Raw genomic sequence first — 25,094 nt, 5'->3', positions numbered from 1 at the left:
GGCTCGTCGCGGCTCAGGGGCGGCCTTTACATGCCCGCGATCGTAGGAATTCAACACAATGAGGTGCTGAGCGAGTTCGCCAAGAGATTGAAGGCGAACGGAAAGGCTCCCAAGCAAGTTATCTGTGCAGTGATGCGCAAGATGTTGCACCTGATCTATGGCGTGCTTAAGAGCAACAAGCCATTCGACCCTGGAATTGCTTTGGCCGCTTGAAGGCTGATCGACAAAGACTTGGATGGCAAGGTTGTCGCTGCCGCGTGGGCTGCGGAGGCACCCGCCTGCCTGCTAGAAAGCAGCAGCGCTAACGCGCTGCTGGGGTTGCAGTCGGGACATCAAGACGATATCTACGGTGAAATTGCGTATTCCCCGTGGTACCGGCTTTAGCCGGGAGTGCCTAGTGGCAAGCGCTCGACTACTCCAGCACCTCAACCTCCATCCCCACCTCGACCCGCCCTGGCCCGTCACTCACCAGGTTCTGCCCAAACCAGATCTGACCCTCCCGCTCCCGATACGTCTTCAGCGTCGTCATCGGTTCACGGTCCGCGCTACGTTCGCCGGTTGCCGGATCTATCGTCGTCAGGATGCAGCGCGAGCAGGGCTTCAACACCCGCAATTCAACGCCGCCAATTCGAATGCGCTTCCAGCCGTCCTCGGCAAACGCCTCGGAGCCGGTTACGACCAGATTCGGGCGAAACCGCAGCATCTCCAGCGAGCGACCCACCTTCTGCGACAAATCATCCAGCGACGACTGGCCGATCAACAACAGCGGGAAACCGTCAGCAAATCCGACCTTGTCTTCTATCGCGCCGTAGCCGGAAGGCAACCCGCGAGCGCGCTCTTTCGGTACATGCACCAGCCGTGTCGGCTTGCCCACCAACGCAGTCACCCAGCGCGCCGCGTCCTCCCCTGCATCCGGCACACGAAAACTGTCGCGCCAGATCGTGATGCCGCGCAGATTGGCCTCCTCATCCGCCGGCACCGGCACATCCAGACTGCCCAGACCGGGGGCCGACAACGTCACGCCGTCGGCATTCCACAGCACCGACAGCTGCGACATCTGCGGCAGCACGCGCTGGCTGTAAAACCGCCCGGTGGCCTCATCCACCAGCATCCAGCGGCGATCACCACTCATGCCCAATTCATCGAAACTGGCATGCTGCAATGACTCCGCCATGCAGGATTTGAGGGGGTACCGATAGAGTGCGCTGAGGTGAAACATGTACGCGTCCTTATGCCAGAGCGGAAAGCCACCACTCTATACGAGACGCCGTAAAACCAAGCGGTACAGATGCAAAAAAGCCCCTCCATACAGCAAGGGGCTTGAAACAGAACCGGATCAGTTGTCGAGCATGAGCCGCTCGCGGACCACATCGACCAGCTTGTCCGGCTGGAATTTGGAGAGGAAGTTATCGCAGCCGACCTTCTTGACCATGGACTCGTTGAAGCTCCCGGACAGCGAGGTATGCAGCACCACATAGAGGCCGCGCAGACGAGGGTCGTTACGGATTTCCGTGGTCAGGCGGTAACCGTCCATTTCCGGCATCTCGGCGTCGGTGAAGACCATCAACAGCTTGTCGGTCATCACCTCGCCGGTGTCCGCCCAGCCCTTGAGCATGTTCAGCGCTTTCAAACCGTCACGGGCGACGTGCATCTTCACGCCGAGCTGACCCAGGGTGTCGCGCAACTGCGAGAGCGCCACGTTGGAATCGTCCACCAGCAGCACTTCGCGGCCGATGGCGCGTGAGAGGACCGGATCGTCCAGCTTGTCGCGGGAGACCTTGGCGCTGTACGGCACGATCTCGGCGAGGACTTTCTCCACGTCGATGATCTCCACCAACTGGTCATCCACCTTGCTGATGGCGGTCAGGTAGTGCTGACGCCCGGCGCTGGTCGGTGGCGGCAGGATCGCCTCCCAGTTCATGTTGACGATGCGGTCGACGCCGCCCACCAGAAACGCCTGAACCGAGCGGTTGTATTCGGTGACGATGATCGTGCTCGAAGGCCCCGGCACCAGCGGACGCATGCCGATGGCCTGGGACAGGTCGATGACCGGCAATGTCTGGCCGCGCAGGTTGACCACACCGCACACGAACGGATGACGCTGGGGCATCAGTGTCAGCTTGGGCAGTTGCAGGACTTCCTGAACCTTGAATACGTTGATCGCGAACAACTGCCGGCCAGCCAGGCGGAACATGAGGATTTCCAGGCGGTTCTCACCTACCAGCTGTGTACGTTGGTCTACTGTGTCGAGAATGCCAGCCATCTGTTGCTCCTGGAGCAGGGTTCAAGTAAGTCCGCCTAATCTTTATCGGCAGCCCCATGACAGACCTTAATCGGAATAGAGCGCAAACCCAGAATTTGATATCACATTAACATCACACCTGGACGCACGACTCACCTGAACGCTGGCAGACCGGCCAACGGCGCGGCTTTCGGACGCGCGGGCCGACCATTCGCAACAATCGGAAACGCCCTACAGACTTTCCCGTGCCTTCGACATTAACTTTGGGCCACTCGCCCCACGCGACCTGAGGTCGCCATTTGAGAAGAGTGGAGATTGCACATGCTGAACGGCAATGAATGGCAGCAGTTGCATGCAGAGTTTCTCAGCGATACCCAGACACTCATGTGCCGCGCCGATGAATGCCTCAGCCATCTGGAATTGATCAGTGATGATGGTGACGCGATGGAATGTCTGCTCAGCACATTGCACCAACTTGCCGGCAAGGCAGACACGCATGGGGTCGAAACGGTCTCTGGCTTCGCCCGGCAGTTGCGTTACCTCCTAGACTTCGCCAACGCGGCTGGCCAGTGGCAGCCAAAGGCATTGCACGCGCTCAAACGCTGCTTTGAGCTGATGGCCTGGCAGCTTGAGCTCATCGACCCCCATACCGGATCGCTGGCGCTGGACGACAGCGAGCAGCGCGCTTTGCTCGAGGCATTCGCCTGCCAGTGCGGGATCGGCACGCGGGAGCATGACGTCGCCGTCAACAAGGGCTGGTCGGTCAGTGCCGGGCAGCGGGGCGTGCTCGCATCCGAGTCGCTGGACGTCAGATGAGCGCGCGGTCGCGGCTCATCTGAGGGTTGTCGATACTCAGGCGAGCTGTCGCGTCTGACCCAGCAACGGCGAATGCGACGGCAGGTGCACGCGCAACGCGCCGGCGCGCGCTTCGAAACGGGTTGCTTCGCCGCTCAGCGGTTCGCCGTCGAGGTTGATATTCAGCCCCTGCGCCGACTTGAGCTCGACCCACGGCAGCCGCGCGCGGACGAACATGTTGTCGAGACCCAGACCGCCTTCGAGCAGGCTCTTGAGCGTGCTCACCACCTCCTGGGGCGCAGGCAGAATGCTGATGTCCAACAGGCCGTCATCGGCGAGGGCTTCCGGGCACAACGGATGACCGCCACCCGCCTGACGACCATTGCCGATCCCCAGCGCCAGCATCTCGCCCTTCCAGTGAAAGTCCGGGCCGGTGAATTCGCCGTACGCGGCTTTCAGCTCGCTGAAACGGCTAAGGCCGGTGAACAGATAGGCCGCACCGCCGAGGATCTTTTTCAAGTCTTCTGAGGTGTTGGCGGTGACCTGGCTGCCAAACCCGCCGGTCGCCATATTGAGGAACATCTGTCCGCCCACTTCACCCATGTCGACTGCCCGCGCCGGTACGTCCAACAGGTCCAGAGCCTGATCGGGTTCCAGCGGCACGCCCGCCGAACGGGCAAAATCGTTGGCGGTGCCCAATGGCATGATCACCAGACTGGCGTCGACGTCAGACAGCGCCAGCGCCTCCGCCACATCCCGCAACGTGCCATCGCCGCCACCGGCAATGATCTGCCGATGACCACCCTCCAGACCCTCACGGACCAGGCGCTGGGCGTCGCCCGCTTCCCAGGTCACGCGAACGTCCAGTTCCCAGCCATGTTTGCGCTTGCGCTCCACCGCCTCGCGGACATCCTCGTTGAGCGCCTGCTTGCCGTGAAGAATCAGTAATGCCCTGCGCGCTGTCATATCCCTTCCTTCTACCTGTACGAATTGATGCGTGATGTGTTGACCGCACGCGCTGCAAAAAAAGCCCGTAGGGGGGAAATCTTTTAGACCGCAGTGCTCGACAGCAAACGCATTACGAATGGCTGCAAGCCGGGCTGAAACCGGAGTTCCGCGCATCCCGTGATGGCAAAAAGCCTTGAAGGGCGGGGACTTACGCGTGCTTTCTCCGCTACGACCCTGCGTCAGCGCCAGATCGCATTGGGTTCTGCCCCCGCAAATAAAGGACGAGAGGCGTTAATTCTGCGTTACAGCCCCTTGAAATGCATCGGCGGAAAGCGCCTAATCGACAATTAATTGGCTAATTTTACCGATAACCACTGGATAGTCAGTAAATTGACTTTTGCCGTGGCGACCCGGGATGCAGCCCACTCATTCATTCATGGATCGAAGAGGCGAGAAACCCCATGCAACTAATTCCCTGCATTATTGCTGGCGGCGCCGGCACCCGTTTGTGGCCTGTTTCACGGGAGGCGATGCCCAAACCCTTCATGCGTCTGCCGGACGGCGAAAGCCTGCTGCAGAAGACGTTCAACCGCGCCAGCCAGCTGGACGGTGTGGAAAGCGTCCTGACCGTCACCAACCGGGAGGTGTATTTCCGCACCGTCGATGACTATCGGCTGCTGAACAAGCAGCAGCTGGCGCTCGAGTTTCTGCTCGAACCGTTCGGCCGCAATACCGCCCCTGCCATCGCCGCTGCGGCGCTGCACGTGCAGGCGCGCTACGGTGATGCCGCACAGCTGCTGATTTTGCCGGCGGACCAACTCATCAGTGACGTTGCCGCGTTCGAGACGGCCGTGCAGAGCGCACGTAAACTGGCCGACGAGGGCTGGCTGGTGACGTTCGGGCTGATCCCCTCCCGCGCAGAGACCGGCTTCGGTTACATCGAGAAAGGCCAGGCCCTCAGTGGTGAGGCCTATCAGGTCGCACGCTTCGTTGAGAAACCCGATGCCGTCACCGCCCAGGACTATCTCGCAGGCGGTCTGCATTTGTGGAATGCCGGGATGTTCTGCATGCGCGTCGATGTGCTGCTGGGCGAACTGGAAGTTCACGCGCCGGACGTGCTGGCCGCCGTGCGCCATTGCCTGGCGCAGTGCAACAGCAAGGAAGGCCGCAACGAGTTGCAGATCGAGCTGGACAGCACGACCTTCGCCCTGGCGCCGGACATCTCCATCGATTACGCGTTGATGGAACGTTCGCAGAAGGTCGCGGTGGTGCCGTGCGAGATGGGCTGGAGCGATATCGGTTCGTGGCAGGCCATTCGCGAGCTGAGTCCGGGCGATGAAAATGGCAACCGATGCAACGGCGAGGTGGTGTTGCACGACGTGACCAACTGCTACATCGACTCGAAGAAGCGACTGGTGGGCGCGGTGGGTCTGGATAACCTGATCATCATCGACACCCCCGACGCTTTGTTGATCGCCGACGCCGATCGCAGTCAGGAGGTCAAGATCATCGCTCAGGAGCTCAAGCGTCAGGGGCATCCGGCGTACTTGTTGCACAACACCGTGACCCGACCGTGGGGCACTTACACGGTGCTGGAAGAAGGCAAGCGCTTCAAGATCAAGCGCATCGTGGTGAAACCGCAGGCGTCTTTGTCGCTGCAGATGCATCACCACCGCAGTGAGCACTGGATCGTGGTCAGCGGTATGGCGCGCGTTACCAATGGCGAAGACGAGTTTATGCTCGATACCAATGAGTCGACGTTCATCAAACCGGGGCACACCCATCGGCTGGTCAACCCGGGGGTGATTGATCTGGTGATGATCGAGGTGCAAAGCGGCGAGTATCTGGGGGAAGACGATATCGTGCGGTTTACCGATGTGTATGGGCGGGTTCCGGAAGCTGCGAAAGCTTAGGCCGTTGTTTGTGGAGATCTAGAGCAAGATCAAGATCAAGGGCGTCTGCCTGGGGGCAGACTGTTTCGCCTTCGGCGAGTTACTTGGAAAAGCACCCCAAGTAACCAAGGGTGCTTGCTCCTGGTTGGGCCCTTCCTTCGTCAGGGTTCCTTCACTCCGGTCCCGCTCCGTGGGCCCGCCGCCATCCGCCATCCATGGCGGGGGGCGGCTCTCGCGGCATCCATGCCGCTCGGCCCACTCCGCGAAACCTGCGTTCAGCCTGCACCAAAGTCGCGATTTGTGTCGTCTGGGCGTTATGTGTTTAAAGATCAAGATCAAAAGCAGATCAACAGCTTCCCGGCTAAAGCCAGTCCTAGAGGACACCGCGTGCATTCAGTGGGACCGGCTTCAGCCGGGAAGCTTCTGATCTGCTTTTGATCTTCGTACGCAAGAAGACCAGACACCACAAATCGCGACTTGGGTGCAGGCTGAACGCAGGTCTCGCGCAGTGGGCCGAGCCGCATGGATGCGGCGAGAGCGCCGTCAGGACATGGATGTCCGTTCGGCGCGGGCCCACGGAGCGAGACCGGAGTGAGGGTACTCCGACGCAGGAGGAGCCAAACCAGGAGCAAGCACCCTTGGTTACTTGGGGATGGTGCGACTTTCGACTTTTCCAAGTAACTCGCCGAAGGCGAAATGTCTGCCGTTAGGCAGACGCCCTTGATCTTCATACGCCCTTGACGTACTCAACAAACCTAACCACCGCCGGGGCCTTCTCGTGGCGTCGGTGGATCAGCGACAACGACGAGCTCGGCTGACAATCCTCAATCCGCCGGTACACCACATTCGGCAAACGAATGTGGTCAACCACCGACTCGGGCACCACCGCCACCCCCTGGCCAAGACTCACCAGCGCAACCACCGACACCAGCCCTCCCGGCTGCGGACCCAGGGTCGGCGCGAAGCCGCCGTGGGCCGCCACCTCCAGCGTGCCGGAAATCTGCTCGGGGAGGATGAACGTCTCGTTCTGCAGGTTCACCGTGTTGATCACCTTCAGTTTGCAAAGCCACGAACTGTCCGACAGTGCCAGGGCAAAGCCCTCCGTCAGCAACGACACGGCGCTCAAGGCATCGGGCAACTGCATGGGAGAACGGATAAAGCCCACGTCCAGCCGCCCCTCCTCAATAAGACGCGGCAGCGTCGGCATCAGGTGCTCGTTGATGCTGAACTCGACCTCCCCATAACGCTGCCGAAACTGACTGACGTGTTGCTGCAACACGCCGGAAAACACCGCGGAGGCGACGTAGCCCAATTCGATCCTGCCGGCCTCGCCACGGCCGGCGCGCTGGACGTTGTACTGCGCAGTCTCGAACTGCCGCACCGCCAGTTCGGCCTCGATCTGCAACGCGCGCCCCGCATCCGTCAGCCTCACCTCCCGTTGTTCACGGAGAAAAAGTCGAGTGCCCAAGGCATTTTCCAGGTCCTGAATCTGCCGCGTCAGCGTAGGTGGTGCGATGCCCAACTGCTCGGCCGCGCGGGTGAAATGCCGATGACGGGCGACGGCCAGAAAGTAGCGAAAGTGGCGGATTTCCATGAAGCGTTACCTGACAGGTAATGAAAACGCGAGTTACGGGTAACAGAGCATAGGGCATATCCGCTTACTCTGTTCCGCCGATAGCCCCTTTCATATCGACCTGCGTTAGTCCGCACCTAACAGCCTCCGGAGCCCCCACACATGTCTCGACCCAGCCCCCGCGCGACCCTGCTCACGGCCTCCGGCGTGTGCGCGTTGATCGTGCTCGACACGAACATTGTCGCTGTGACCCTGCCGAGCATCGCGCGAGACCTGGGTGCCGGGTTTGCCGACATCGAGTGGGTGGTCAGCGCCTACATGCTGGCCTTCGCCGCGCTGTTGCTGCCGGCGGGCAGCCTGGCCGATCGTTTTGGGCGCAAGCGCATGCTGATCACCGGGCTGGTGTTGTTCATTCTGGCGTCGCTGGGTTGTGGCGCGGCGCCGGACATTCTGTTCCTCGACATTGCCCGGGCGATCAAGGGCGTGGGCGCAGCACTGCTCCTGACCTCCGCGCTGGCAACCATCGGCCACGTCTTCCACGATGAAGCCGAACGTGCCAAAGCCTGGGCGTTCTGGGGCGCCTGCATGGGCGTGGCCATGACCGCAGCGCCCACGGTGGGCGGACTGATCGCCGACCTGATCGGCTGGCGCTGGATTTTCTACCTCAACCTGCCGGTGGGGTTGGGCTTGCTGCTGATGGTGTTGCGTAACATTGAGGAGTCGCGCAACGAGCAGTCGGCGCGTCTCGACCCATGGGGCAGCCTGTTTTTCAGTGCCAGCCTGCTGAGCCTGATCTGGGGACTGATCGAAGCCAACCGCATCGGCTGGGACCACCCGCTCACGGCCATGCGTCTGGCAGCGGGGGCCGTGCTTCTCGTACTGTTCGTCATCGCCGAGCGCCTGCAACGGCGGCCGATGGTGGATTTGCAGCTGTTCAACTACCCGCGTTTCATCGGCGCCCTGCTCGGCATGTTCGCCTACGCTGGCTGCGCCCAAGTGATGATGACGCTGCTGCCGTTTTATCTGCAGAACGGCCTGGGCTTCAGCGCCATCGATTCGGGGCTGGGGATGCTGCCGTTCGCGATCACCATGCTGCTGTTGCCGCGCTTCGGGCCGACGCTGTCACGCCATCTCTCGCCGGCCGCCATGATGGCCCTCGGCCTGACCCTCGTAGGCATCGGCAACCTGCTGTGCGCCTGGGCCACCGGGATTGGCGGCTACCCGGCGTTCGCCGCGGCAATGGCGGTAACCGGCGCGGGCGCAGGTTTGCTCAACGGCGACACGCAGAAAAACATCATGGCCTGCGTGCCCCGCGAACGCACCGGCATGGCGTCGGGGATGAGCACAACCATGCGTTTCAGCGCGATCATGCTGGCGATCGGCGTCTACGGCGCGCTGCTCGCCAGCCATACGCTCGGTTCGTTGAAAGACACACTGGCGACCGTCGCGCCCCACCTCCTCGATCAGGCCGAGCACATCGCCTCACGGGTGGTGGCCGGCGACATGCACGCTGCGCTGCAAACCGTCGATGCCAGCGCGCGGGGACTGATTCAGCCACTGGCCCGGGATGCCTTCGTCTCGGGCTTTGGCTCGGTGCTATGGGTGGCAGGCCTTATAGCCCTGCTCGCGGCGGTGCTGGTGGGCACGTTAATGCGCAGGCCGATTCCGCTGATGCACCTGAAAACCGCCTGATCGACGGGACTGATCAGGCCAGATTCAGCGGGCAGCAAGTGCCCACACCCGGGCCAGGTCCCGCGCGCGATCATGAAGCAAGGTCGCGGCGTTGGCGCAGGCGAATTCCAGCGTCATCGGCCCGCTGGTCAAGGCGAAGGCGGCGCTGACGCCGTGGGCATACAGGTCGGCATAGCCCTCCCCCAGTGTCCCGGCCAGCACGATGACCGGCACGTTGTTGCGTTGCGCCATCCGGGCGACGCCGAAGGGGGTTTTGCCGCGCAGGGTCTGGGCATCGAAGCGGCCTTCGCCGGTGATCACCAGGTCTGCGCCCTCCAGCGCATCAGCCAGTCCGGTCAGGTCGGCCACCACTTCCACACCGGGGCGGAACGACGCATTCAGATAGGCCTTGGCCGCGAAGCCCATGCCGCCTGCCGCGCCGCTGCCGGGGTACTCGCTGTCGTCGCGGCCCAGCGCCTGGGCCGAGTGCTCGGCGAAATGACCCAGCGCCGCGTCCAGCGCCAGCACCTGTTCCGGCGACGCGCCCTTCTGCGGGCCGAAGATGTGCGAAGCGCCTTGCACGCCGCAGAGGGGATTGTTGACGTCGGCGGCCACTTCGAACTGCACGCTGTTCAAGCGCGGGTCGAGTCCGGTCAGGTCGATGCGTGCCAGTTGCGCCAGGGCCAGACCACCGGGCGCGAGGGGTTGATCGTCGCGGTCGAGAAACCGCGCGCCCAGCGCCGACAACATGCCTGTGCCGGCATCATTGGTCGCGCTGCCGCCGATGGCCAGAATCACTCGCTCGGCGCCAGCGTCCAGCGCGGCCTTGATCAGCTCGCCGGTGCCGTAGGTGCTGGTGATCGTCGCATCGCGCTGATCCAGGGTGAGCAGTTGCAAGCCGCTGGCCATGGCCATTTCGATGATCGCCGTGCGCGTTGCCGCCAGCCAGCCCCATTGCGACTGCACTGGCTGAGTAAGCGGTCCGCTGACCTGATTGCTCATCCACTCACCGTCGCAGGCCGCCAATACCGCTTCGATGGTGCCCTCCCCGCCATCGGCCATCGGGCACTCGAACAGTTGGGCATCCGGCCAGACCTCACTAAGCCCGCCGGCGATGGCATGAGCGACGCTCTGGGCGCTGAGGCTGTCTTTGAACGAGTCCGGGGCGATGACGATTTTCATTTTATTATCCTTGTCTGAAGGCCGATCTGCGCCCCGATATTCGCACCCCTGCGCCCCATTGCCGCCTCACATTTGCACAACGCGGAGTGGCACCCGTTGGTCATACGAACAAATGCCGGCGCCGAACTACCTCGGCACCATCTGCGCCCCGAGGTACAGGCGCAACAGGTCTTCGGTCCGATAGGGATCACAGCCGGTGAGTTCGGTGATTTTCTCGAGTCGGTAACGCAGGCTGTTGCGATGGATGCCGAGCGCGTCGGCGCAGGCCTGGCTTTCGCCGCTGTAATCGAACCAGGCGCGCAGGGTGTCGAGCAGCAGCGCATTGTCGTGCAAACGCTTGATGGGTTCGGCGATGCCTTCTGCCAGCCAGTCGTGGCGGTTGCGCCAGAACAGCAGCGCAACGCGATGGCTGGCCAGACGCAGCAGTTTGACGGCGGGCCGCAGTTGACGTGCGTAATCGAGCAGGTCGCGGGCGGCGGTGCAGGCGGCGCGCAGGGAGGCAAGGTCCGACGAAGGTTCGACGGTCGCCATGCGCTGCACGGGCCAGCCCTGCTCGTCGAACAGCTCCAGCAGCAAGGCGTCGTCGCGGTCCCTGCCCAGCGCGCGGCACCAGTAAACCAGCCCCGGCTCGCACGGCAGGCACCAACTGTTGGCGTAACGCCCCGACAGCCACGCACTTATCGCACCGGCATAGGTCGCGCCTTCAGGCAGTTCGAGCAACACGGCCTGGCGCGGCAACTGCGGCTGCAAGCCCAACTGCTCAGCTTCGGCGACCAGATGGGCTGCGCTGTCGCCGATCAACAGGCGCGACAGCAAGTCTTCACTGCGTTGATGCCGCCACTGCTGATCAGCCTGCTGACGCCGGTGCTGCATGAGCATTTCGGCGGTCATCTTCACCAGCTCCGCGTAGACCCGCACCTCATCGGGCTCGCCGGTGATACCGAGCACGCCGATCAGTTGCTGATCCAGCAGCAACGGCAAATTGACCCCCGGACGCACGCCGTCGAGCTGCAGAGCGGTGTGCGAGTCGATCTCCACCACGCGGCGGTTGGCAAGGACCAGCTGCGCGCCCTCATGCCGGGTGTACAACCGCTCCGCCTCGCCGCTGCCAATGATGATGCCCAGGTAATCCATGACATTGACGTTGCACGGCAAAATCGCCATCGCCCGGTCGACGATGTCCTGGGCGAGGGCGTGGTCAAGGGCGAACATGAGGGATGTCTGCACAGCGAAGGGAATGAGGTTTCATACACATCAGGTCTTGTTTTTGTGGGTGGTAGGAGTCTGCCTGAATTTTTCCAAGACTTCTCGCGCCAGTCCTGAGTGCATCGATATCCAACAGCGAGAGGCCGTGGCAGAGTGCGACCGTACCTTTATGGCCCTATCGAGTAATGCCTATTTATGTTGAGAACTGCCATCAAAAAGCTGCACCGTCTCACCCTCCTCCTCTCCGCCCTGACCCTTCAGGCCTGCGCCTCCACCGAGGTGCCTTTGGGGCAGGCGAGTTTTGCCGAGTATCGCCAGCAGACCATTGACTGGATGCAGGAGAACCGCACCTTTCAGACGACCGATCACCCTGCCGAGCTAGAGTGGAATGCACCTCGGGAATGGCGACCCAAAGCGCCAGCCACACGGGGGATTTTGTTGGTCCATGGCCTTGGCGACTCCCCCTGGTCGTTCAATGACGTCGGCGAGGCGCTCGCCGCGCAGGGGTTTCTGGTGCGTACGGTGTTGCTGCCGGGGCATGGCAGCAAGCCGGCGGACATGCTGGATGTGACGCTCAAGCAGTGGCAGCAGGTGGTGCGCGAGCAGACGCAGCTTCTTGAGCGGGAGGTGCCGACGGTGTATCTGGGCGGGTTTTCGACCGGGGCGAATCTGGTGCTGGATTACGCGTACGAGCACCCGAATATCGCTGGTCTGGTGCTGTTCTCTCCGGCCTTCAAACCCGAAAACGCCTACGCCTGGGTTACCCAATACATCGGCTGGTTTCGCCCCTGGCTGGCGAAACCGGATGATGGCGTGCGCCCGATGCAGACGCCGGTCCGCTACCTGAACGTGCCCACCAACGGTTTCGCCCAGTTCTACCGCAGCGCGTTGTTGGCGCAGAAGCACCTCGACAAAGGGGCCTACGACAAGCCGGTCTTCGTCGCCATCACCGAGCACGATTCGGTGCTGGACACCGGTTACGTGCTGGACACCTTCAACGCGCGCTTCACCCACCCGCTCAGCCGACTGATCTGGTACGGCAACGACCCGGCTGCGGCGCAGAAAACCCCGAGGGTGCGGGTGCGCAACGATTTCCTGCCGGAATACCGCATCGCCCAGTTCTCGCACATGGGTCTGATGTTCTCCCCCACCAACCCGTTGTATGGGATGAACGGCAGCCAGCGGATCTGCTGGAACGGGCAAGAATCCGCCGACATGCAAAAATGCCTGAATGGCGAGCCGGTGTGGTATTCCGATTGGGGGCATCGTGAGCCGGGCAAGGTGTTCGCACGGCTGACGTTCAATCCCTATTTCGAGTGGCAGTCGGGGGTGATGATGGAGGTTCTGGCGTACCCATAGTGGGACCGCGCACGCTTCGTAGGACCGGCTTCAGCCGGGAAGAGGCCGGTGTGAGCGCCACGAGTTTTGCGGTGTGACGCCCGACGCATTCCCGGCTAAAGCAGGTCCCACAGGATGACCGCGTTCAAACAGTGGGACCGGCTTTAGCCGGGAAGAGGCCAGTTTGGGCACCCTCAGATTTGCAGTGTGACGGCCGACGCCTTCCCGGCTGAAGCCGGTCCCACGACGACCGCGTTCATTCAGTAAGACATAAATTTCCTTCACTCCACCGGCGCCAGTCGCTCGCGGCTGTTGCTCAGGTGAGTCCACATCGCGGCGCGGGCGGCGTCGGGGTCCTGGCGGCGGATGGCGACGAGAATGGCTTCGTGTTCGAGGTTGGCCAGATACGCGCTGTGCGTAAGGCTCGCCCCCGCCCGTTCACTGGAGGCGATACGGCTGCGAGGGATCACGGCGATGCCGAGGTTCTGCAGGATCTCCACGAAATAAGGATTGCCGGTGGCTTCCGCGATCAGCAGATGAAAGCGCCGGTCTGCCTCAACGCAGCTGTCTTCCTTGGCCAGCAGGTCCTGATAATCATCCAGCGCGGCGCGCATCGCCGTCAGTTGGGCGTGACTCCGGCGTTGCGCGGCCAGGGCGACGGCCTGGGTTTCCAGGCCCATGCGCAGCTCGATGATGTGTCGCACGCTGAACGCCGTTTCCACTTTCAGGTGCAGCCCACTCTGCTCGGAGCGCGCCAGCACGTAGGTGCCTTTGCCCTGATGGGTTTCGACCAGCCCGGACGCCTGCAATTTGGAAATCGCCTCGCGCACCACCGTACGGCTCACGCCATGCTCGCGGACGATCTCACTCTCGGACGGCAACTTCGCACCGGGCGCAATGGTGCCCATGAGAATCCGCTGACTCAGGTCGGTGACCAGGTCCGTCGCGAGGCTGTGCTGGCGTCGCTTGGGTGGCAAGGGTGCGGTGGTGTTCAAAAGAGGTCGTCCTATAAGTGCTGAACAGAACGGCAGCCGCCGAGGCCCGCCATTCACTTGTATTTTTCTGACGGCCCACGCTCGGAACACGTCTCCAACCACCCGCTGGAAACTCATCGCGAAGCCGCCAGCACCCATGAAAACAGAGCCACTCAGCAATGCGCGGCCACTTATCCAACTTGTCAGACAGGCCAGCCTAGCCCGACGAAATACTTCAGGCAACCCCCGCAAATCCGGTTGCCAAGGCGATCATTACTTGTATGATGACTGGCAACAGGGCTACATACCTTGTCACACACAACGCGCTTAACCACCCGCATAAAAATAATCAGTGGGAGTTACCAGAGTGAACACATCCTCATCACGGGCGGATGACGCCACTGATTCCGTCCTGCAATCGGCGGTCTCGAAAGTCAAACGACACATCCTGCCGCTGTTCGTCATCATGTTCATCGTCAACTACATCGACCGGGTCAACATCGGCTTCGTGCGTAGTCACATGGAACATGACCTGGGTATCGGCGCGGCCGCTTACGGCTTTGGTGCCGGCCTGTTCTTCATCGCGTATGCGATGTTCGAAGTCCCCTCCAACATCCTCCTGCAGAAAGTCGGCGCCCGCATCTGGCTGACCCGCATCATGCTGACCTGGGGCATCGTCGCCGCCTGCATGGCCTTTATTCAGACCGAAACCCACTTCTATATCCTGCGCTTTTTGCTCGGCGTGGCCGAAGCCGGGTTCTTCCCGGGCGTGATCTACTACTTCACCCGCTGGTTGCCCGGCGTCGAGCGTGGCAAGGCCATCGCCATCTTCCTCAGCGGCTCGGCGTTCGCGTCGGTGATCTCCGGCCCGCTCTCCGGTCTGCTGCTGCAGATCGACGCCTTGGGCTTTCACGGCTGGCAGTGGATGTACTTCATCGAAGGCATGTTCTCCGTCGGCCTGTGCTTCTTCGTCTGGTTCTGGCTCGACTCCAAACCCCATGACGCCAAATGGCTGACCGAGGCCGAGAAAGACGCGCTGGTCAACACCATTGACGCTGAACAGAAAGCTCGCGAAGCGGCCAACCCGGTCAAGCTGTCCATCGGCAAACTGCTCAAAGACCCGCAGATCATCCTGTTCTGCCTGATGTACTTCTTCATCCAGCTGACGATCTACGCGGCAACGTTCTGGCTGCCGAGCATCATCAAGAAGATGGGCGACCTCACCGACTTTCAGGTAGGGATGTTCAACTCGATCCCGTGGTTCATTGCCATCGTCTGCATGTACGGCTTCGCCTCGCTCTCGGCCAAGTGGAAACACCAGCAGGCGTGGGTCGCGGTGGCTCTGTTGATCGCAGCAGCCGGGATGTTCATGTCGACCACGGGCGGTCCGGTGTTCGCCTTCGTTGCCATCTGCTTCGCGGCGATGGGCTTCAAGTCGGCGTCGTCGCTGTTCTGGCCGATCCCCCAGGGCTATCTGGATGCGCGGATCGCCGCGGGAGTCATCGCCTTGATCAACTCGGTGGGCAACCTCGGCGGCTTCGTTGCGCCGACCACCTTCGGCATCCTTGAACAGAAGACCGGTTCGATCCAGGGCGGCCTGTATGGCCTGACCGTCACCTCGATCATCGCCGCGATTCTGGTGTTCACCGTGCGCACCACGCCCAAGCCCGGCGCGGTGCCAGTGGCCAAGGTCGACGTGACGCCCAGCCACACCTGAGCCAGGCGATCTGAACCCTAAGCTCTGAACCCGTAAAGACAGCGCCCTCGCCGCGCCTGGTATTACCAAGGATTTAGCCATGAACAAACAGACTTCCGGCAGCACCCCCGTCATCACCGACATGCAGATCATTCCGGTGGCCGGCCACGACGACATGCTGCTCAACCTCAGCGGCGCCCACGGCCCGTATTTCACCCGCAACATTGTCATCCTCAAAGACAACGCCGGGCATACCGGCGTGGGTGAAATCCCCGGCGGCGAAAAAATCCGCCAGACCCTCGAAGACGCCCGCTCCCTGGTGGTCGGCAGCAGCATCGGCAATTACCAGAAGATCCTCAACGACGTGCGCCGCACCTTCGCCGAGCGTGATGCCGGCGGGCGCGGCCTACAGACCTTCGACCTGCGCATCACCATCCACGCGGTCACCGGCATCGAAGCCGCCGTGCTGGATCTGCTTGGTCAGCACCTGGAAGTGCCGGTCGCCGCACTGCTCGGCGAAGGCCAGCAGCGTGACGAAGTGAAGATGCTCGGTTACCTGTTCTACGTTGGTGACCAGACGAAAACCAACCTGCCCTATCGCACCGAAACCGACGCGGACAACGAGTGGTTTCGCGTTCGTCACGAAGAAGCGCTGACGCCCGAAGCAGTGGTGCGTCTGGCCGAGGCGGCTTATGCGCAATACGGTTTCGAGGACTTCAAGCTCAAGGGCGGCGTGCTCAGCGGCGATGCGGAAATCGAAGCGGTGACGGCGCTGGCCGAGCGCTTCCCGAAAGCGCGCATTACCCTCGACCCCAATGGCGCCTGGTCGCTGAAAGAAGCGGTGCGCCTGTGCCGCGATCAGCACAAAGTGCTGGCCTATGCCGAAGACCCCTGTGGCGCCGAGAACGGTTATTCGGGTCGTGAGGTGATGGCTGAATTCCGCCGCGCCACCGGCCTGCGCACAGCCACCAACATGATCGCCACCGACTGGCGCGAAATGGGTCATGCCATCCAGCTTCAATCAGTAGACATCCCCCTGGCCGACCCCCATTTCTGGACCATGCAGGGTTCAGTGCGCGTCGCGCAGATGTGCAACGAATGGGGCCTGACATGGGGTTCGCACTCCAATAACCACTTCGATATTTCCCTGGCGATGTTCACCCACGCCGCCGCCGCTGCGCCGGGCAACATCACCGCCATCGACACCCACTGGATCTGGCAGGACGGCCAGCGCCTGACCAAGGCACCGCTGCAGATCATCGGCGGCAACGTGCAGGTGCCGAAGAAGCCCGGGCTGGGTGTCGAGATCGACATGGACCAGGTCGCCAAGGCCCACGAGCTGTACAAAGGCATGGGCCTTGGCGCACGGGATGACAGCGTGGCGATGCAGTTTCTGCTGCCTAACTGGAAGTTCAACAACAAGCAGCCTTGTCTGGTGCGCTGATCCATTGATTTCAACCGGTCGGGCCGTCGTTGAAAACACGGCTGCACGGCCGGCTAAACAGATTCACCTAAACTGCCAAATGGCGACCGGCGCGTAACCCCTTGCGCGCCGTTTTTCTTCATCTTCTGCTGTAGCGGCCGCGTGCTACTGTTCGCGCATCTCACTGCCGTGAAGTCCTCCATGTCCCGCCTTGCCAAGACCCACCCTCGCCTGACCATCGCCACGCTGTTCGGCGTCGCCGCCGGTATCGCCTCCGCCTTCGTTGCTCCCGACATCTCGGTGATCAGTAAATGCCTGATCGGCTGGAACGTCGCCGGCTGGCTGTACATGGCGATGATCATGCGACGCACCTTCAAATCCACCGCGGAAGACGTGCGCCGGGTGGCGGAAATCGAGGACGAGAATGCTGGCGTGGTGCTGTTCGTTGTGTGTGTGGCGGCCATTGCCAGCCTCGCGGCGATCATCCTGGAACTGGCCGGTATCCAGGACATGAGGAACGCCGACAAAGCGCTGCATTACGCCTTCACCGGTTTCACCATCCTCGGCTCCTGGCTGCTGATCGGTGTGGTCTTCAGCCTGCATTACGCCCGGGTGTTCTACACCTGGAGCGGCGAAAAGCCGGCGCTGCGCTTTGCCGACGGCGAAGAAAACCCGGACTACTGGGACTTTCTGTACTTCTCCTTCACCTTGAGCGTCGCCGTGCAGACCTCCGACGTCGGCGTCGCCACACGCGGCCTGCGCAAGGTGGTGCTGGCCCAGTCGCTGATCGGTTTCGTGTTCAACACATCGATTCTGGGGTTTTCGATCAACATCGCGGCGGGGCTGTTTAACTGACGTTCTTGCAGGGGCGGCTTGCCAGCGAACCCATGGTGGCATCCGATTTCTTCATCTCTGACCCGACGCGTTCGCCAGCAAGCCGGCTCCGACGGATCGAGTTGAAGCGGTCGACTTCGCAAAGACGCGTTTTCAGAGTAGGGGCGGGGTTCCAGAGTGAACCGCTCAGGCGTACTGTGAGCGCCACAAAATCCAACATCGCTGCTGAACGAGGCCTCGCTCAATGACTCAGGATTCCGGGCTGAAGATTGCCGTACTCGACGACTGGCAATCGGTCGCTGAAAACGTTGTGGACTGGACTGCGTTGAAGCCGATCGGCGAGGTCAGTTTTCTGCATGACTACCCGGCGGATACCGACGCCATGGTCGCCCGCCTCAAAGACTTCCAGATCCTCTGCGTGATGCGCGAGCGCACGGTTTTCGATGACGCCCTGCTCAGTCAATTGCCGAACCTGAAGCTGCTGGTGACCGGCGGCATGCGCAACGCGGCGCTGGACCTCAAGGCCGCCGCGCGCCTGGGCATCACCGTGGTCGGCACCGACAGCTACAAATACGCGGCGCCGGAACTGACCTGGGCGCTAATCATGGGCGTGACCCGCAATCTGGTCGACGAAGCCAACTCCCTGCGCGACGGTGAATGGCAGATCGGCATCGGCAGCGACTTGTACGGCAAGACCCTGGGCATCGTCGGCCTGGGCAGCATCGGCCAGAAGATCGCCCGCTACGGCAAGGCCTTCGACATGAAGGTGATTGCCTGGAGCGAGAACCTCACCGCTGAACGCGCCGCCGAGCATGGTGTGACCTACGTCAGCAAACAGACACTGTTCGAGCAAGCGGACGTGGTCTCGGTGAACCTGGTGCTTAGCGAGCGCAGCCGCGGGCTGGTCGATGCCGAGTCGCTGAACCGGATGAAGCCAACGGCGTATCTGGTGAACACTGCGCGCGGGCCGATCGTCGACGAAGACGCGCTGATCGAGGTACTCAGGCAGAAGAAAATCGCCGGTGCCGCGCTGGACGTCTACAGCGTCGAGCCGTTGCCGGCCGATCACCCGTTCCGCACGCTGCCGAACGTCCTCGCCACACCCCACGTGGGCTACGTGACCGAAAACAACTACCGGATGTTCTTCAGCCAAATGATCGAGGACATTCAGGCCTGGCACGCCGGCGCGCCGATCCGCGTGTTTGCCTGACCGCGCTCCGTACTCATTGCCTCAAGACTCACTGCAGCAAGGACTCAGATGATGACCACACCGCTTTCCCGATTGCCCTCCGACCCCCGTGCCGCATTACTGGTGATCGACATGCAATACGACTTCATGCCCGGCGGCGCGCTGGCCGTGGCCGAAGGCGATGCACTGGTGCCGCTGATCAACCGCCTCGGCGCGCAGTTTCGCAACGTGGTCATGGCCCAGGACTGGCACCCGCGCGGGCATGTGTCGTTTGCCTCGAGCCACGCCGGCCGCGCGCCGTTCGACAGCATCACCCTGCCCTACGGCGCGCAGACGCTGTGGCCCGACCACTGCGTGCAAGGCAGCCACGGTGCCGAGCTGCACGCCGAGCTGGACATCACCCATGCGCAGCTGATCCTGCGCAAGGGCTGTAACGCCGGCATCGACAGCTATTCCGCGTTCGTCGAAGCCGACCGCACGACGCGCACCGGGCTGGCCGGCTATCTGAGCGAACGTGGCATCGACAGCGTGTTCGTGGTCGGTCTGGCCCTGGATTTCTGCGTGGCCTGGACCGCGCTGGACGCCCGGGCGGCGGGCTTCAATACCTGGGTGATCGCCGATGCGTGCAAGGCCATCGACCTGAACGGCTCGCTGGACCAGGCATGGAAAGACATGGCCTTGGCGGGGGTCAACCGGATCGACAGCGTAGACCTCACTGACTGAGCACAAACCCCTACGGATTGACCGCGCAGATCTATCTGACTGAACGCAAGCCCCTGTAGGAGCGCGCTTGGTCCCGTTCAATATCGGGGATCAAAGCTCGATGCGTGCTCCTGCATAAACGCCTCAACCCTCTTCCAACGCAAAGCGCTTCAGCCCTTCCCCCTCCATCCGGTAACGCACCCACTCATCCTGGGGCTCGGCGCCGATCGACTTATAGAAATCAATCGCCGGCTGGTTCCAGTCCAGCACGCTCCATTCCAGACGGCCGCAGCCGCTGTCGTGGGCGATCCGCGCGAGATGACGCAACAGTTTCTTGCCTGCGCCGACACCCCGTTGCCCGGCAGACACGTACAAATCCTCCAGGTACAGGCCCTTGCGGCCCAGCCAGGTGGAATAACTCAAAAAGTACACGGCGAAGCCAATGGGCTGGCCGTCCAGCAGGCAGATCAGCGACTTGGCCGGCGACGCTTCGTCGAACAGACTGCGCTCGATGTCGGCGACGCTGGCCTTGACCTCGTGCTCGGCTTTTTCGTAGATCGCAAGCTCGGTGATGAAGCCCAGAATGACGGCGGCGTCGGCACGGGTGGCGTCGCGAATGTGAAGGGTCAAAAGAGGTTCTCCCGGGTCAGTGAAAAGGCTGCCGCCGTTGGCGAACGACGGGTTACGGATTGTGTCTCAAGCAGCAGCGCCGTGCAGCAAGCATGTGCAAGCGAACCGCCGCCTACCGAGCGCTCTTTTACCGGGCACTCTCCGAAAGAACACGCTTAGACGTGCATTGACCCATCCAAAGGATCGCCATGGAACACGAACCAGACGGCAAGACCCCCGGCCTGACGCCGGAAGAAGAACGCGACATCGACGAAAACCAGCCGCCCCGTGCCGCCGTCCTCCATGAAACGATCCGCATGCAGGGCGATCAGGAACTGGAGCGTAACGTCGCTGCACTGTTCTGGTCGGCCCTCGCTGCCGGGTTGACCATGGGCCTGTCATTGATGGCGATGGGGTTGTTGAACTCGCGGCTGCCCGACGCCGAGGGCTTCAAGGTCATAGCCAGCCTTGGCTACTGCGCAGGCTTTCTGGCGGTGATTCTTGCCCGTCAGCAGCTGTTCACCGAAAACACCCTGACTGCCGTATTGCCGGTGATGAGCAAGCCGACGCTGAACAATGTCGTGCGTCTGTTGCGGCTGTGGACCGTGGTGCTGGTGGGCAACCTGTGCGGCACATTGCTGGTGGCCTACGTCATGCTGCACCTGCCGATCTTCGACACCAAGACCGATCAGGCCTTTCTCGAAATCGGCCGTAAGGTGATGGAGAACGACACCTGGCAAATGTTCTCCAAAGGCATCATTTCCGGCTGGATGATCGCCACCATGGTGTGGATGATTCCGTCCATGGAATCCGCCAAGGTCGCCATCATCGTGATGATCACCTACCTGATGGCGCTGGGTGATTTCACCCACATCGTGGTCGGCTCGGCGGAAGTCTCGTATCTGGTTTTCGCCGGGGAACTGCCGTGGAAGGATTTCTGGATGATCTTCGCCGGCCCGACGCTGGCCGGTAACATCATCGGCGGCAGCTTCATTTTCGCGTTGATCAGCCATGCGCAGATCCGCAGCGAAGGCGAAACGCCGGAAAAGAAAGGCAAGAAGAAAGCGCTGGACGAAAAGCTGAAGCAAGAGCTGCGTGAGCCCAAAGCCGAGTCCGATCGCAAAGGCGTGTGAAGCACCTGTAGGAGTGACCGGGGTGGCGCTCCACCTTGCTCGCGAAGCGTCCGACCAGACAAACCATGGTCGCCTGAAAGAATGCATTCGCGAGCAAGCTCACTCCTACTGGCCCACGGCACGATCAGAATTCTCCAGCGTGTCCCCTCCCCTCGGCACGCTGGCTAGCATCAAATACGACGTTCTGCCCTTCTTAAATTATTTTTAAGAAATCCCGACTACGTTTAAAGGCAAAATGCAGTCTCCTGTCCTCTTACGTGGTCCTGACCTCACATGACGCGAATTCTGACAATCGAAGACGATGCCGTCACCGCGAAGGAAATCGTTGCCGAACTGAGCAGCCACGGCCTGCAAGTGGACTGGGTGGACAACGGTCGCGAGGGCCTCGTCCGCGCGGTCAGCGGCGATTACGACCTGATCACCCTCGACCGCATGCTGCCGGAAGTCGACGGACTGGCGATTGTCACCACCATGCGCGCCCTGGGCATTGCCACCCCGATCCTGATGATCAGCGCGTTGTCCGACGTCGACGAACGCGTGCGCGGGCTGCGTGCCGGCGGGGACGACTACCTGTCCAAACCCTTCGCCTCCGACGAAATGGCCGCGCGGGTGGAAGTCCTGCTGCGCCGCAGCAATCCGGGGACCCAGGCCGAGACCATGCTCAAGGTCGCCGACCTCGAACTCAATCTGATCACCCGCGAAGCCAGCCGCGCCGGGCAGCCCCTTAACCTGCTGCCGACCGAATACAAGCTGCTGGAATTCCTGATGCGCAACAGCGGGCAGATCATCACCCGCATGATGATTTTCGAAGAAGTCTGGGGTTATCACTTCGATCCCGGCACCAACCTGATCGACGTCCACATCGGTCGCTTGCGCAAGAAAATCGATCCCCCTACCCTGACGCCGCTGATACGTACCGTTCGAGGCTCAGGTTATGTCATTGCCGAACCCGTCTAAGGGCTGGCGCTCCTCCAGCAGCCGGCTGCTGGCGCTGTACAGTTTCCTGTTTGTGGCCTGGAGCAGCATCCTGATGGGAGTGCTGTACTGGGAAGTCACCAGTTACCTCAACACCCTCGCCCGTCACTCGTTGATGCAGCGCCAGCAGTTGTTCTCGCGCTTTGAAGGCGCGCAGCTGGACGACGCGTTGCGCAGCAGCGACAAATTCGACATACGCTCGGTCGACGCATACGGCCTGTTCGACAAGAACATGCAACCCATCAGCGGCCCTATCCAGAGCATTCCCGACGGCCTCAAGCTGACCGGGGAAATCCAGGAACTGGACACCTGCATCGATTCCGACGACCCGGACCTGCCCAGCTCGGGCTGCGACGCCGTGGCGATCCATACGCTGGATGATCGCTGGCTGATTCTGGTGCGCGATAACGGTTCGTTGTTCGCCGTGACCACGCTGATCCTGCGCGCGCTGCTGTGGGGGATTTCGCTGACCATCATTCCGGGTATCGCCGGCTGGCACTTGCTGGGACGCCGCCCGCTGCGACGCATCCGCGCGATCCAGGCCAGCGCCGAAGCGATCGTCACCGGAGACCTGGCCCGCCGCCTGCCGGTGTCGGACCGCCGCGACGAACTGGACATGCTCGCCGACATCGTCAACGCCATGCTCGACCGCATCGAGCGCCTGATGAATGAGGTCAAGGGTGTCTGCGACAACATCGCCCACGACCTGCGCACGCCACTTACGCGCCTGCGTGCGCAGCTTTATCGAATCCAGCAACAGTCACCGGAAGATTCTGCCCTGGGCGAGCAGATGGCTCAGGTGATCGCCGACGCCGACACGCTGATGGCGCGCTTTCGCGGATTGCTGCGGATCTCCGAACTGGAAGATCACCAGCGGCGCTCGGCGTTCGGCCCGCTCGATCCGCAGCCGCTGTTGCAGGAATTGCACGATTTCTACCTGCCGCTGGCCGAAGAAGGCCGCGTTTCGTTGCAACTGAAAGTCGCCGAGCGCCTGCCGCCGATGGTGGGTGATCGGGCCTTGCTGTTCGAGGCGCTGTCGAACCTGCTAAGCAACTCGATCAAATTCACCCCGCCGGGCGGGCAGGTCCTGCTGATCGCCCGCGCCGAAGGTGACACCACCTTCATCGAAGTCCAGGACACCGGCCCCGGCATCCCCGACGCCGAACGCGAGGCCGTGTTCAAGCGTTTCTACCGCAGCGAAAACGGCAATCAGCAAAGCGGCTTCGGCCTGGGATTGTCCATCGTCGCCGCGATCGTCAATTTGCACGGCTTCAAACTGCGCATCGGCAGCAGCCCGTCCGGCGGCGCGAGCCTGGTGCTGGAATGCAGGCGGGTGCTGGCGTTGGGGTGAAGCGTTGAGCTGCAAGCTGCAAGCTGCAAGCGAAGACGACAAAGCCGCCTCAAGGGCGGCTTCGTCTATGGAGGGGCGTTACATTTTCCGGGCTTGCTCAATGACTTTTTCCTGCCGCGCCCAGGCTTTCTCCATGACCTCCAGATAAACCCGCTCCTTCTCCTCGAAGGTGGCGTTGCGGACGAAATCGGAGAGCGTCCTTTTCAGTTTTGGTAAAGGCTTGTCAGACGAATTCATTTCAATCCCTCGTGTGCTTTCAGCATCCTTAGTAGTGAAGCTGGATCGTAGTTTTCAGGAATGTGGTCGTCAACACGCTGAACGTTTTCCTGATACAACCGAGTACCGCCCTTGTCGTTTTTGAGAAGCACATCAACGGTGACTGCATGACCGAACTCGCTTTTGAGGCGGTTTACTGCGTCCCTTGCGCTGAAGTACTGCCTGACGAATTCGCTCAGCGGGATGTTGCGACCCTCGATCTGTTCTCTGGCGGTGACGAATTTCCAGGCCAAAGCCGGGTTCTGATACACGTAGATGATGAGCACAAATCTTCCGCGCCGAAGGGACCTGCGGATGTTTCGCGAAACAATGTCGAAATTTGCTGACGTCCCATCCAGCAAGAATGACTGCTTTTGCTTCAGTGCCTGGTCGTGAAGTTTTTCGACCAAAACTGAAACGGCATGTTGGAAAAGGTAGGCATTTCCGCCGGTATAGGAAGGAATCTCTGCTCTCAGAAGATCAGGATCAATCCGTACGCTAGATGACTCGAATCGGTTTAGGAATTCGATTGATGTCTCGGTCTTTCCTGCGCCCGGGGATCCCGCCATAAACACCGATACGGGCGAATCCTCTGAGAGGTAAACCAGAGGATCCGTCAGCCTCTTTGCTATCTCCTTCCTGTTCGCCTTGGCAAAGGCCACAGCCTCTTCTGAAATTCGTCGATCATCCGTATTCACAGCCACATCCATCCTTTTTATGAAGTCACGACAATCCAGCGCCGCGCAGTATTCGCGAGGGTTCGGACTACGCCTATCCGACGTCACAAAACGAAAAAGGATGCGCTGGTGAGCATTCACAGCTCCGCATCAGCGGATGCGATGCCTTGCCGAACAACGGTTACCGGTTACCTCGCGCATCCGTAAGTGCCGGCTTGCTGGCGAACCAGCGTTTGCCGCCACCCTCAACGTGACTGACACGCCGCGTTCGCCAGCAAGCCGGTTCCTACAGTGGATTTCGGCAGAGCTCAAAATCAGTGTCGAACCGCAGGGGTGTAGGAGCGCGCTTGCCCGCGAATTGCCGTGTGTCAGGCGAGTACGATGTTGAGTCTGCCGACGTCTTCGCGGGCAAGCGCGCTCCTACAGTGG

22 protein-coding genes and 1 pseudogene are annotated in these 25,094 nt (G+C 61.5%); 13 read left to right on the top strand and 10 right to left on the bottom strand.

Translation table 11 applies throughout. From position 1 onward, the window contains the following. A pseudogene (locus BMY98_RS24880) lies at window positions 1-213 on the top strand (IS110 family transposase); the annotation flags it as partial. A 199-nt stretch (window positions 214-412) separates the two neighbouring features. Here BMY98_RS24880 and BMY98_RS24875 read toward each other — a convergent pair. Together BMY98_RS24875 and BMY98_RS24870 are read right to left on the bottom strand one after the other, a co-directional pair. Further along, window positions 413-1,219: an MOSC domain-containing protein gene (locus BMY98_RS24875; RefSeq protein WP_074893220.1), complete on the bottom strand. Its 807-nt coding sequence runs from the start codon at window positions 1,217-1,219 to the stop codon at window positions 413-415. Window positions 1,220-1,336: 117 nt separating this feature from the next. Then, window positions 1,337-2,263, bottom strand: a complete 927-nt coding sequence (locus tag BMY98_RS24870; protein WP_074893218.1) for a chemotaxis protein CheV — start codon at window positions 2,261-2,263, stop codon at window positions 1,337-1,339. Between the two features lie 300 nt (window positions 2,264-2,563). Here BMY98_RS24870 and BMY98_RS24865 point away from each other — a divergent pair, with 300 nt between their 5' ends. Beyond that, window positions 2,564-3,058 (top strand): Hpt domain-containing protein, encoded by a 495-nt coding sequence (locus BMY98_RS24865; protein ID WP_074893216.1) that lies wholly within the window; start codon window positions 2,564-2,566, stop codon window positions 3,056-3,058. A 36-nt stretch (window positions 3,059-3,094) separates the two neighbouring features. Here BMY98_RS24865 and yegS read toward each other — a convergent pair whose 3' ends face one another. Further along, window positions 3,095-4,003 (bottom strand): lipid kinase YegS, encoded by a 909-nt coding sequence (gene yegS, locus BMY98_RS24860; RefSeq protein ID WP_074893214.1) that lies wholly within the window; start codon window positions 4,001-4,003, stop codon window positions 3,095-3,097. A 443-nt stretch (window positions 4,004-4,446) separates the two neighbouring features. On the opposite strand from yegS, the gene BMY98_RS24855 reads away from it, so the two are divergent. Then, a complete protein-coding gene (locus BMY98_RS24855; protein ID WP_074893212.1) occupies window positions 4,447-5,898 on the top strand; it encodes a mannose-1-phosphate guanylyltransferase/mannose-6-phosphate isomerase in 1,452 nt (483 codons plus the stop codon). A 706-nt stretch (window positions 5,899-6,604) separates the two neighbouring features. Here the strand turns inward: BMY98_RS24855 and BMY98_RS24845 are convergent. Continuing rightward, window positions 6,605-7,471 carry a LysR family transcriptional regulator gene (locus BMY98_RS24845; protein ID WP_074893208.1) on the bottom strand — a complete coding sequence of 289 codons (867 nt, stop codon included), beginning with the start codon at window positions 7,469-7,471 and terminating at the stop codon, window positions 6,605-6,607. Between the two features lie 141 nt (window positions 7,472-7,612). Here BMY98_RS24845 and BMY98_RS24840 point away from each other — a divergent pair, with 141 nt between their 5' ends. Beyond that, the gene (locus BMY98_RS24840; RefSeq protein ID WP_074893206.1) at window positions 7,613-9,142 is read left to right on the top strand and encodes an MFS transporter; all 1,530 of its coding nucleotides are present in this window, start codon (window positions 7,613-7,615) and stop codon (window positions 9,140-9,142) included. Window positions 9,143-9,166: 24 nt separating this feature from the next. Here the strand turns inward: BMY98_RS24840 and BMY98_RS24835 are convergent, their stop codons facing one another. Together BMY98_RS24835 and BMY98_RS24830 are read right to left on the bottom strand one after the other, a co-directional pair. Further along, on the bottom strand, window positions 9,167-10,303 hold the full coding sequence (locus BMY98_RS24835) for a glycerate kinase (RefSeq protein ID WP_074893204.1): 1,137 nt from the start codon (window positions 10,301-10,303) through the stop codon (window positions 9,167-9,169). A 126-nt stretch (window positions 10,304-10,429) separates the two neighbouring features. Then, window positions 10,430-11,515: a sugar diacid recognition domain-containing protein gene (locus tag BMY98_RS24830; RefSeq protein ID WP_074893202.1), complete on the bottom strand. Its 1,086-nt coding sequence runs from the start codon at window positions 11,513-11,515 to the stop codon at window positions 10,430-10,432. 189 nt (window positions 11,516-11,704) lie between these two features. Between BMY98_RS24830 and BMY98_RS24825 the strand changes: the two genes are divergently transcribed. Then, the gene (locus BMY98_RS24825) at window positions 11,705-12,868 is read left to right on the top strand and encodes an alpha/beta fold hydrolase (RefSeq protein ID WP_074893200.1); all 1,164 of its coding nucleotides are present in this window, start codon (window positions 11,705-11,707) and stop codon (window positions 12,866-12,868) included. Window positions 12,869-13,128: 260 nt separating this feature from the next. On the opposite strand, the gene BMY98_RS24820 is transcribed toward BMY98_RS24825, so the two are convergent. After that, window positions 13,129-13,842, bottom strand: a complete 714-nt coding sequence (locus BMY98_RS24820; protein ID WP_074893197.1) for a FadR/GntR family transcriptional regulator — start codon at window positions 13,840-13,842, stop codon at window positions 13,129-13,131. A 346-nt stretch (window positions 13,843-14,188) separates the two neighbouring features. On the opposite strand from BMY98_RS24820, the gene BMY98_RS24815 reads away from it, so the two are divergent. The 5 genes from BMY98_RS24815 (at window position 14,189) to pncA (ending at window position 19,686) form a co-directional block, all read left to right on the top strand. Further along, entirely contained in the window at window positions 14,189-15,538 is a 1,350-nt protein-coding gene (locus BMY98_RS24815; RefSeq protein ID WP_074893196.1) for an MFS transporter, read from the top strand. 79 nt (window positions 15,539-15,617) lie between these two features. Continuing rightward, window positions 15,618-16,961, top strand: a complete 1,344-nt coding sequence (gene gudD, locus BMY98_RS24810) for a glucarate dehydratase (RefSeq protein WP_074893194.1) — start codon at window positions 15,618-15,620, stop codon at window positions 16,959-16,961. 180 nt (window positions 16,962-17,141) lie between these two features. Beyond that, window positions 17,142-17,795, top strand: a complete 654-nt coding sequence (locus BMY98_RS24805; RefSeq protein WP_074893192.1) for a DUF1345 domain-containing protein — start codon at window positions 17,142-17,144, stop codon at window positions 17,793-17,795. Between the two features lie 223 nt (window positions 17,796-18,018). Beyond that, on the top strand, window positions 18,019-18,984 hold the full coding sequence (locus BMY98_RS24800) for a D-2-hydroxyacid dehydrogenase family protein (RefSeq protein WP_074893191.1): 966 nt from the start codon (window positions 18,019-18,021) through the stop codon (window positions 18,982-18,984). 51 nt (window positions 18,985-19,035) lie between these two features. Then, a complete protein-coding gene (gene pncA / locus BMY98_RS24795; protein ID WP_074893189.1) occupies window positions 19,036-19,686 on the top strand; it encodes a bifunctional nicotinamidase/pyrazinamidase in 651 nt (216 codons plus the stop codon). 123 nt (window positions 19,687-19,809) lie between these two features. Here the strand turns inward: pncA and BMY98_RS24790 are convergent, their stop codons facing one another. Continuing rightward, window positions 19,810-20,295: a GNAT family N-acetyltransferase gene (locus BMY98_RS24790; RefSeq protein WP_074893187.1), complete on the bottom strand. Its 486-nt coding sequence runs from the start codon at window positions 20,293-20,295 to the stop codon at window positions 19,810-19,812. Between the two features lie 188 nt (window positions 20,296-20,483). Here BMY98_RS24790 and BMY98_RS24785 point away from each other — a divergent pair, with 188 nt between their 5' ends. The 3 genes from BMY98_RS24785 to BMY98_RS24775 all read left to right on the top strand — a co-directional run bounded on the left by BMY98_RS24785 (window position 20,484) and on the right by BMY98_RS24775 (window position 23,733). Further along, a complete protein-coding gene (locus BMY98_RS24785; protein ID WP_074893185.1) occupies window positions 20,484-21,407 on the top strand; it encodes a formate/nitrite transporter family protein in 924 nt (307 codons plus the stop codon). A gap of 273 nt (window positions 21,408-21,680) precedes the next feature. Then, on the top strand, window positions 21,681-22,364 hold the full coding sequence (locus BMY98_RS24780) for a response regulator transcription factor (RefSeq protein WP_062387311.1): 684 nt from the start codon (window positions 21,681-21,683) through the stop codon (window positions 22,362-22,364). Next, the gene (locus BMY98_RS24775; RefSeq protein WP_074893184.1) at window positions 22,342-23,733 is read left to right on the top strand and encodes a sensor histidine kinase; all 1,392 of its coding nucleotides are present in this window, start codon (window positions 22,342-22,344) and stop codon (window positions 23,731-23,733) included. The genes BMY98_RS24780 and BMY98_RS24775 overlap by 23 nt, the downstream gene beginning before the upstream one ends. A 78-nt stretch (window positions 23,734-23,811) precedes the next feature. Here the strand turns inward: BMY98_RS24775 and BMY98_RS27375 are convergent, their stop codons facing one another. Further along, entirely contained in the window at window positions 23,812-23,970 is a 159-nt protein-coding gene (locus tag BMY98_RS27375; RefSeq protein WP_175514216.1) for a hypothetical protein, read from the bottom strand. Beyond that, window positions 23,967-24,686 (bottom strand): zeta toxin family protein, encoded by a 720-nt coding sequence (locus tag BMY98_RS24770; RefSeq protein ID WP_342742139.1) that lies wholly within the window; start codon window positions 24,684-24,686, stop codon window positions 23,967-23,969. Before BMY98_RS24770 ends, BMY98_RS27375 begins: the two co-directional genes overlap by 4 nt. Between the last annotated feature and the right edge of the window lie 408 nt (window positions 24,687-25,094).

The sequence above is a fragment of the Pseudomonas graminis genome (assembly GCF_900111735.1).
Classification (GTDB): domain Bacteria; phylum Pseudomonadota; class Gammaproteobacteria; order Pseudomonadales; family Pseudomonadaceae; genus Aquipseudomonas; species Aquipseudomonas graminis.
Note: the sequence above shows the minus strand (reverse complement) of the source record. Positions and strands in the feature narration are given on the sequence as shown.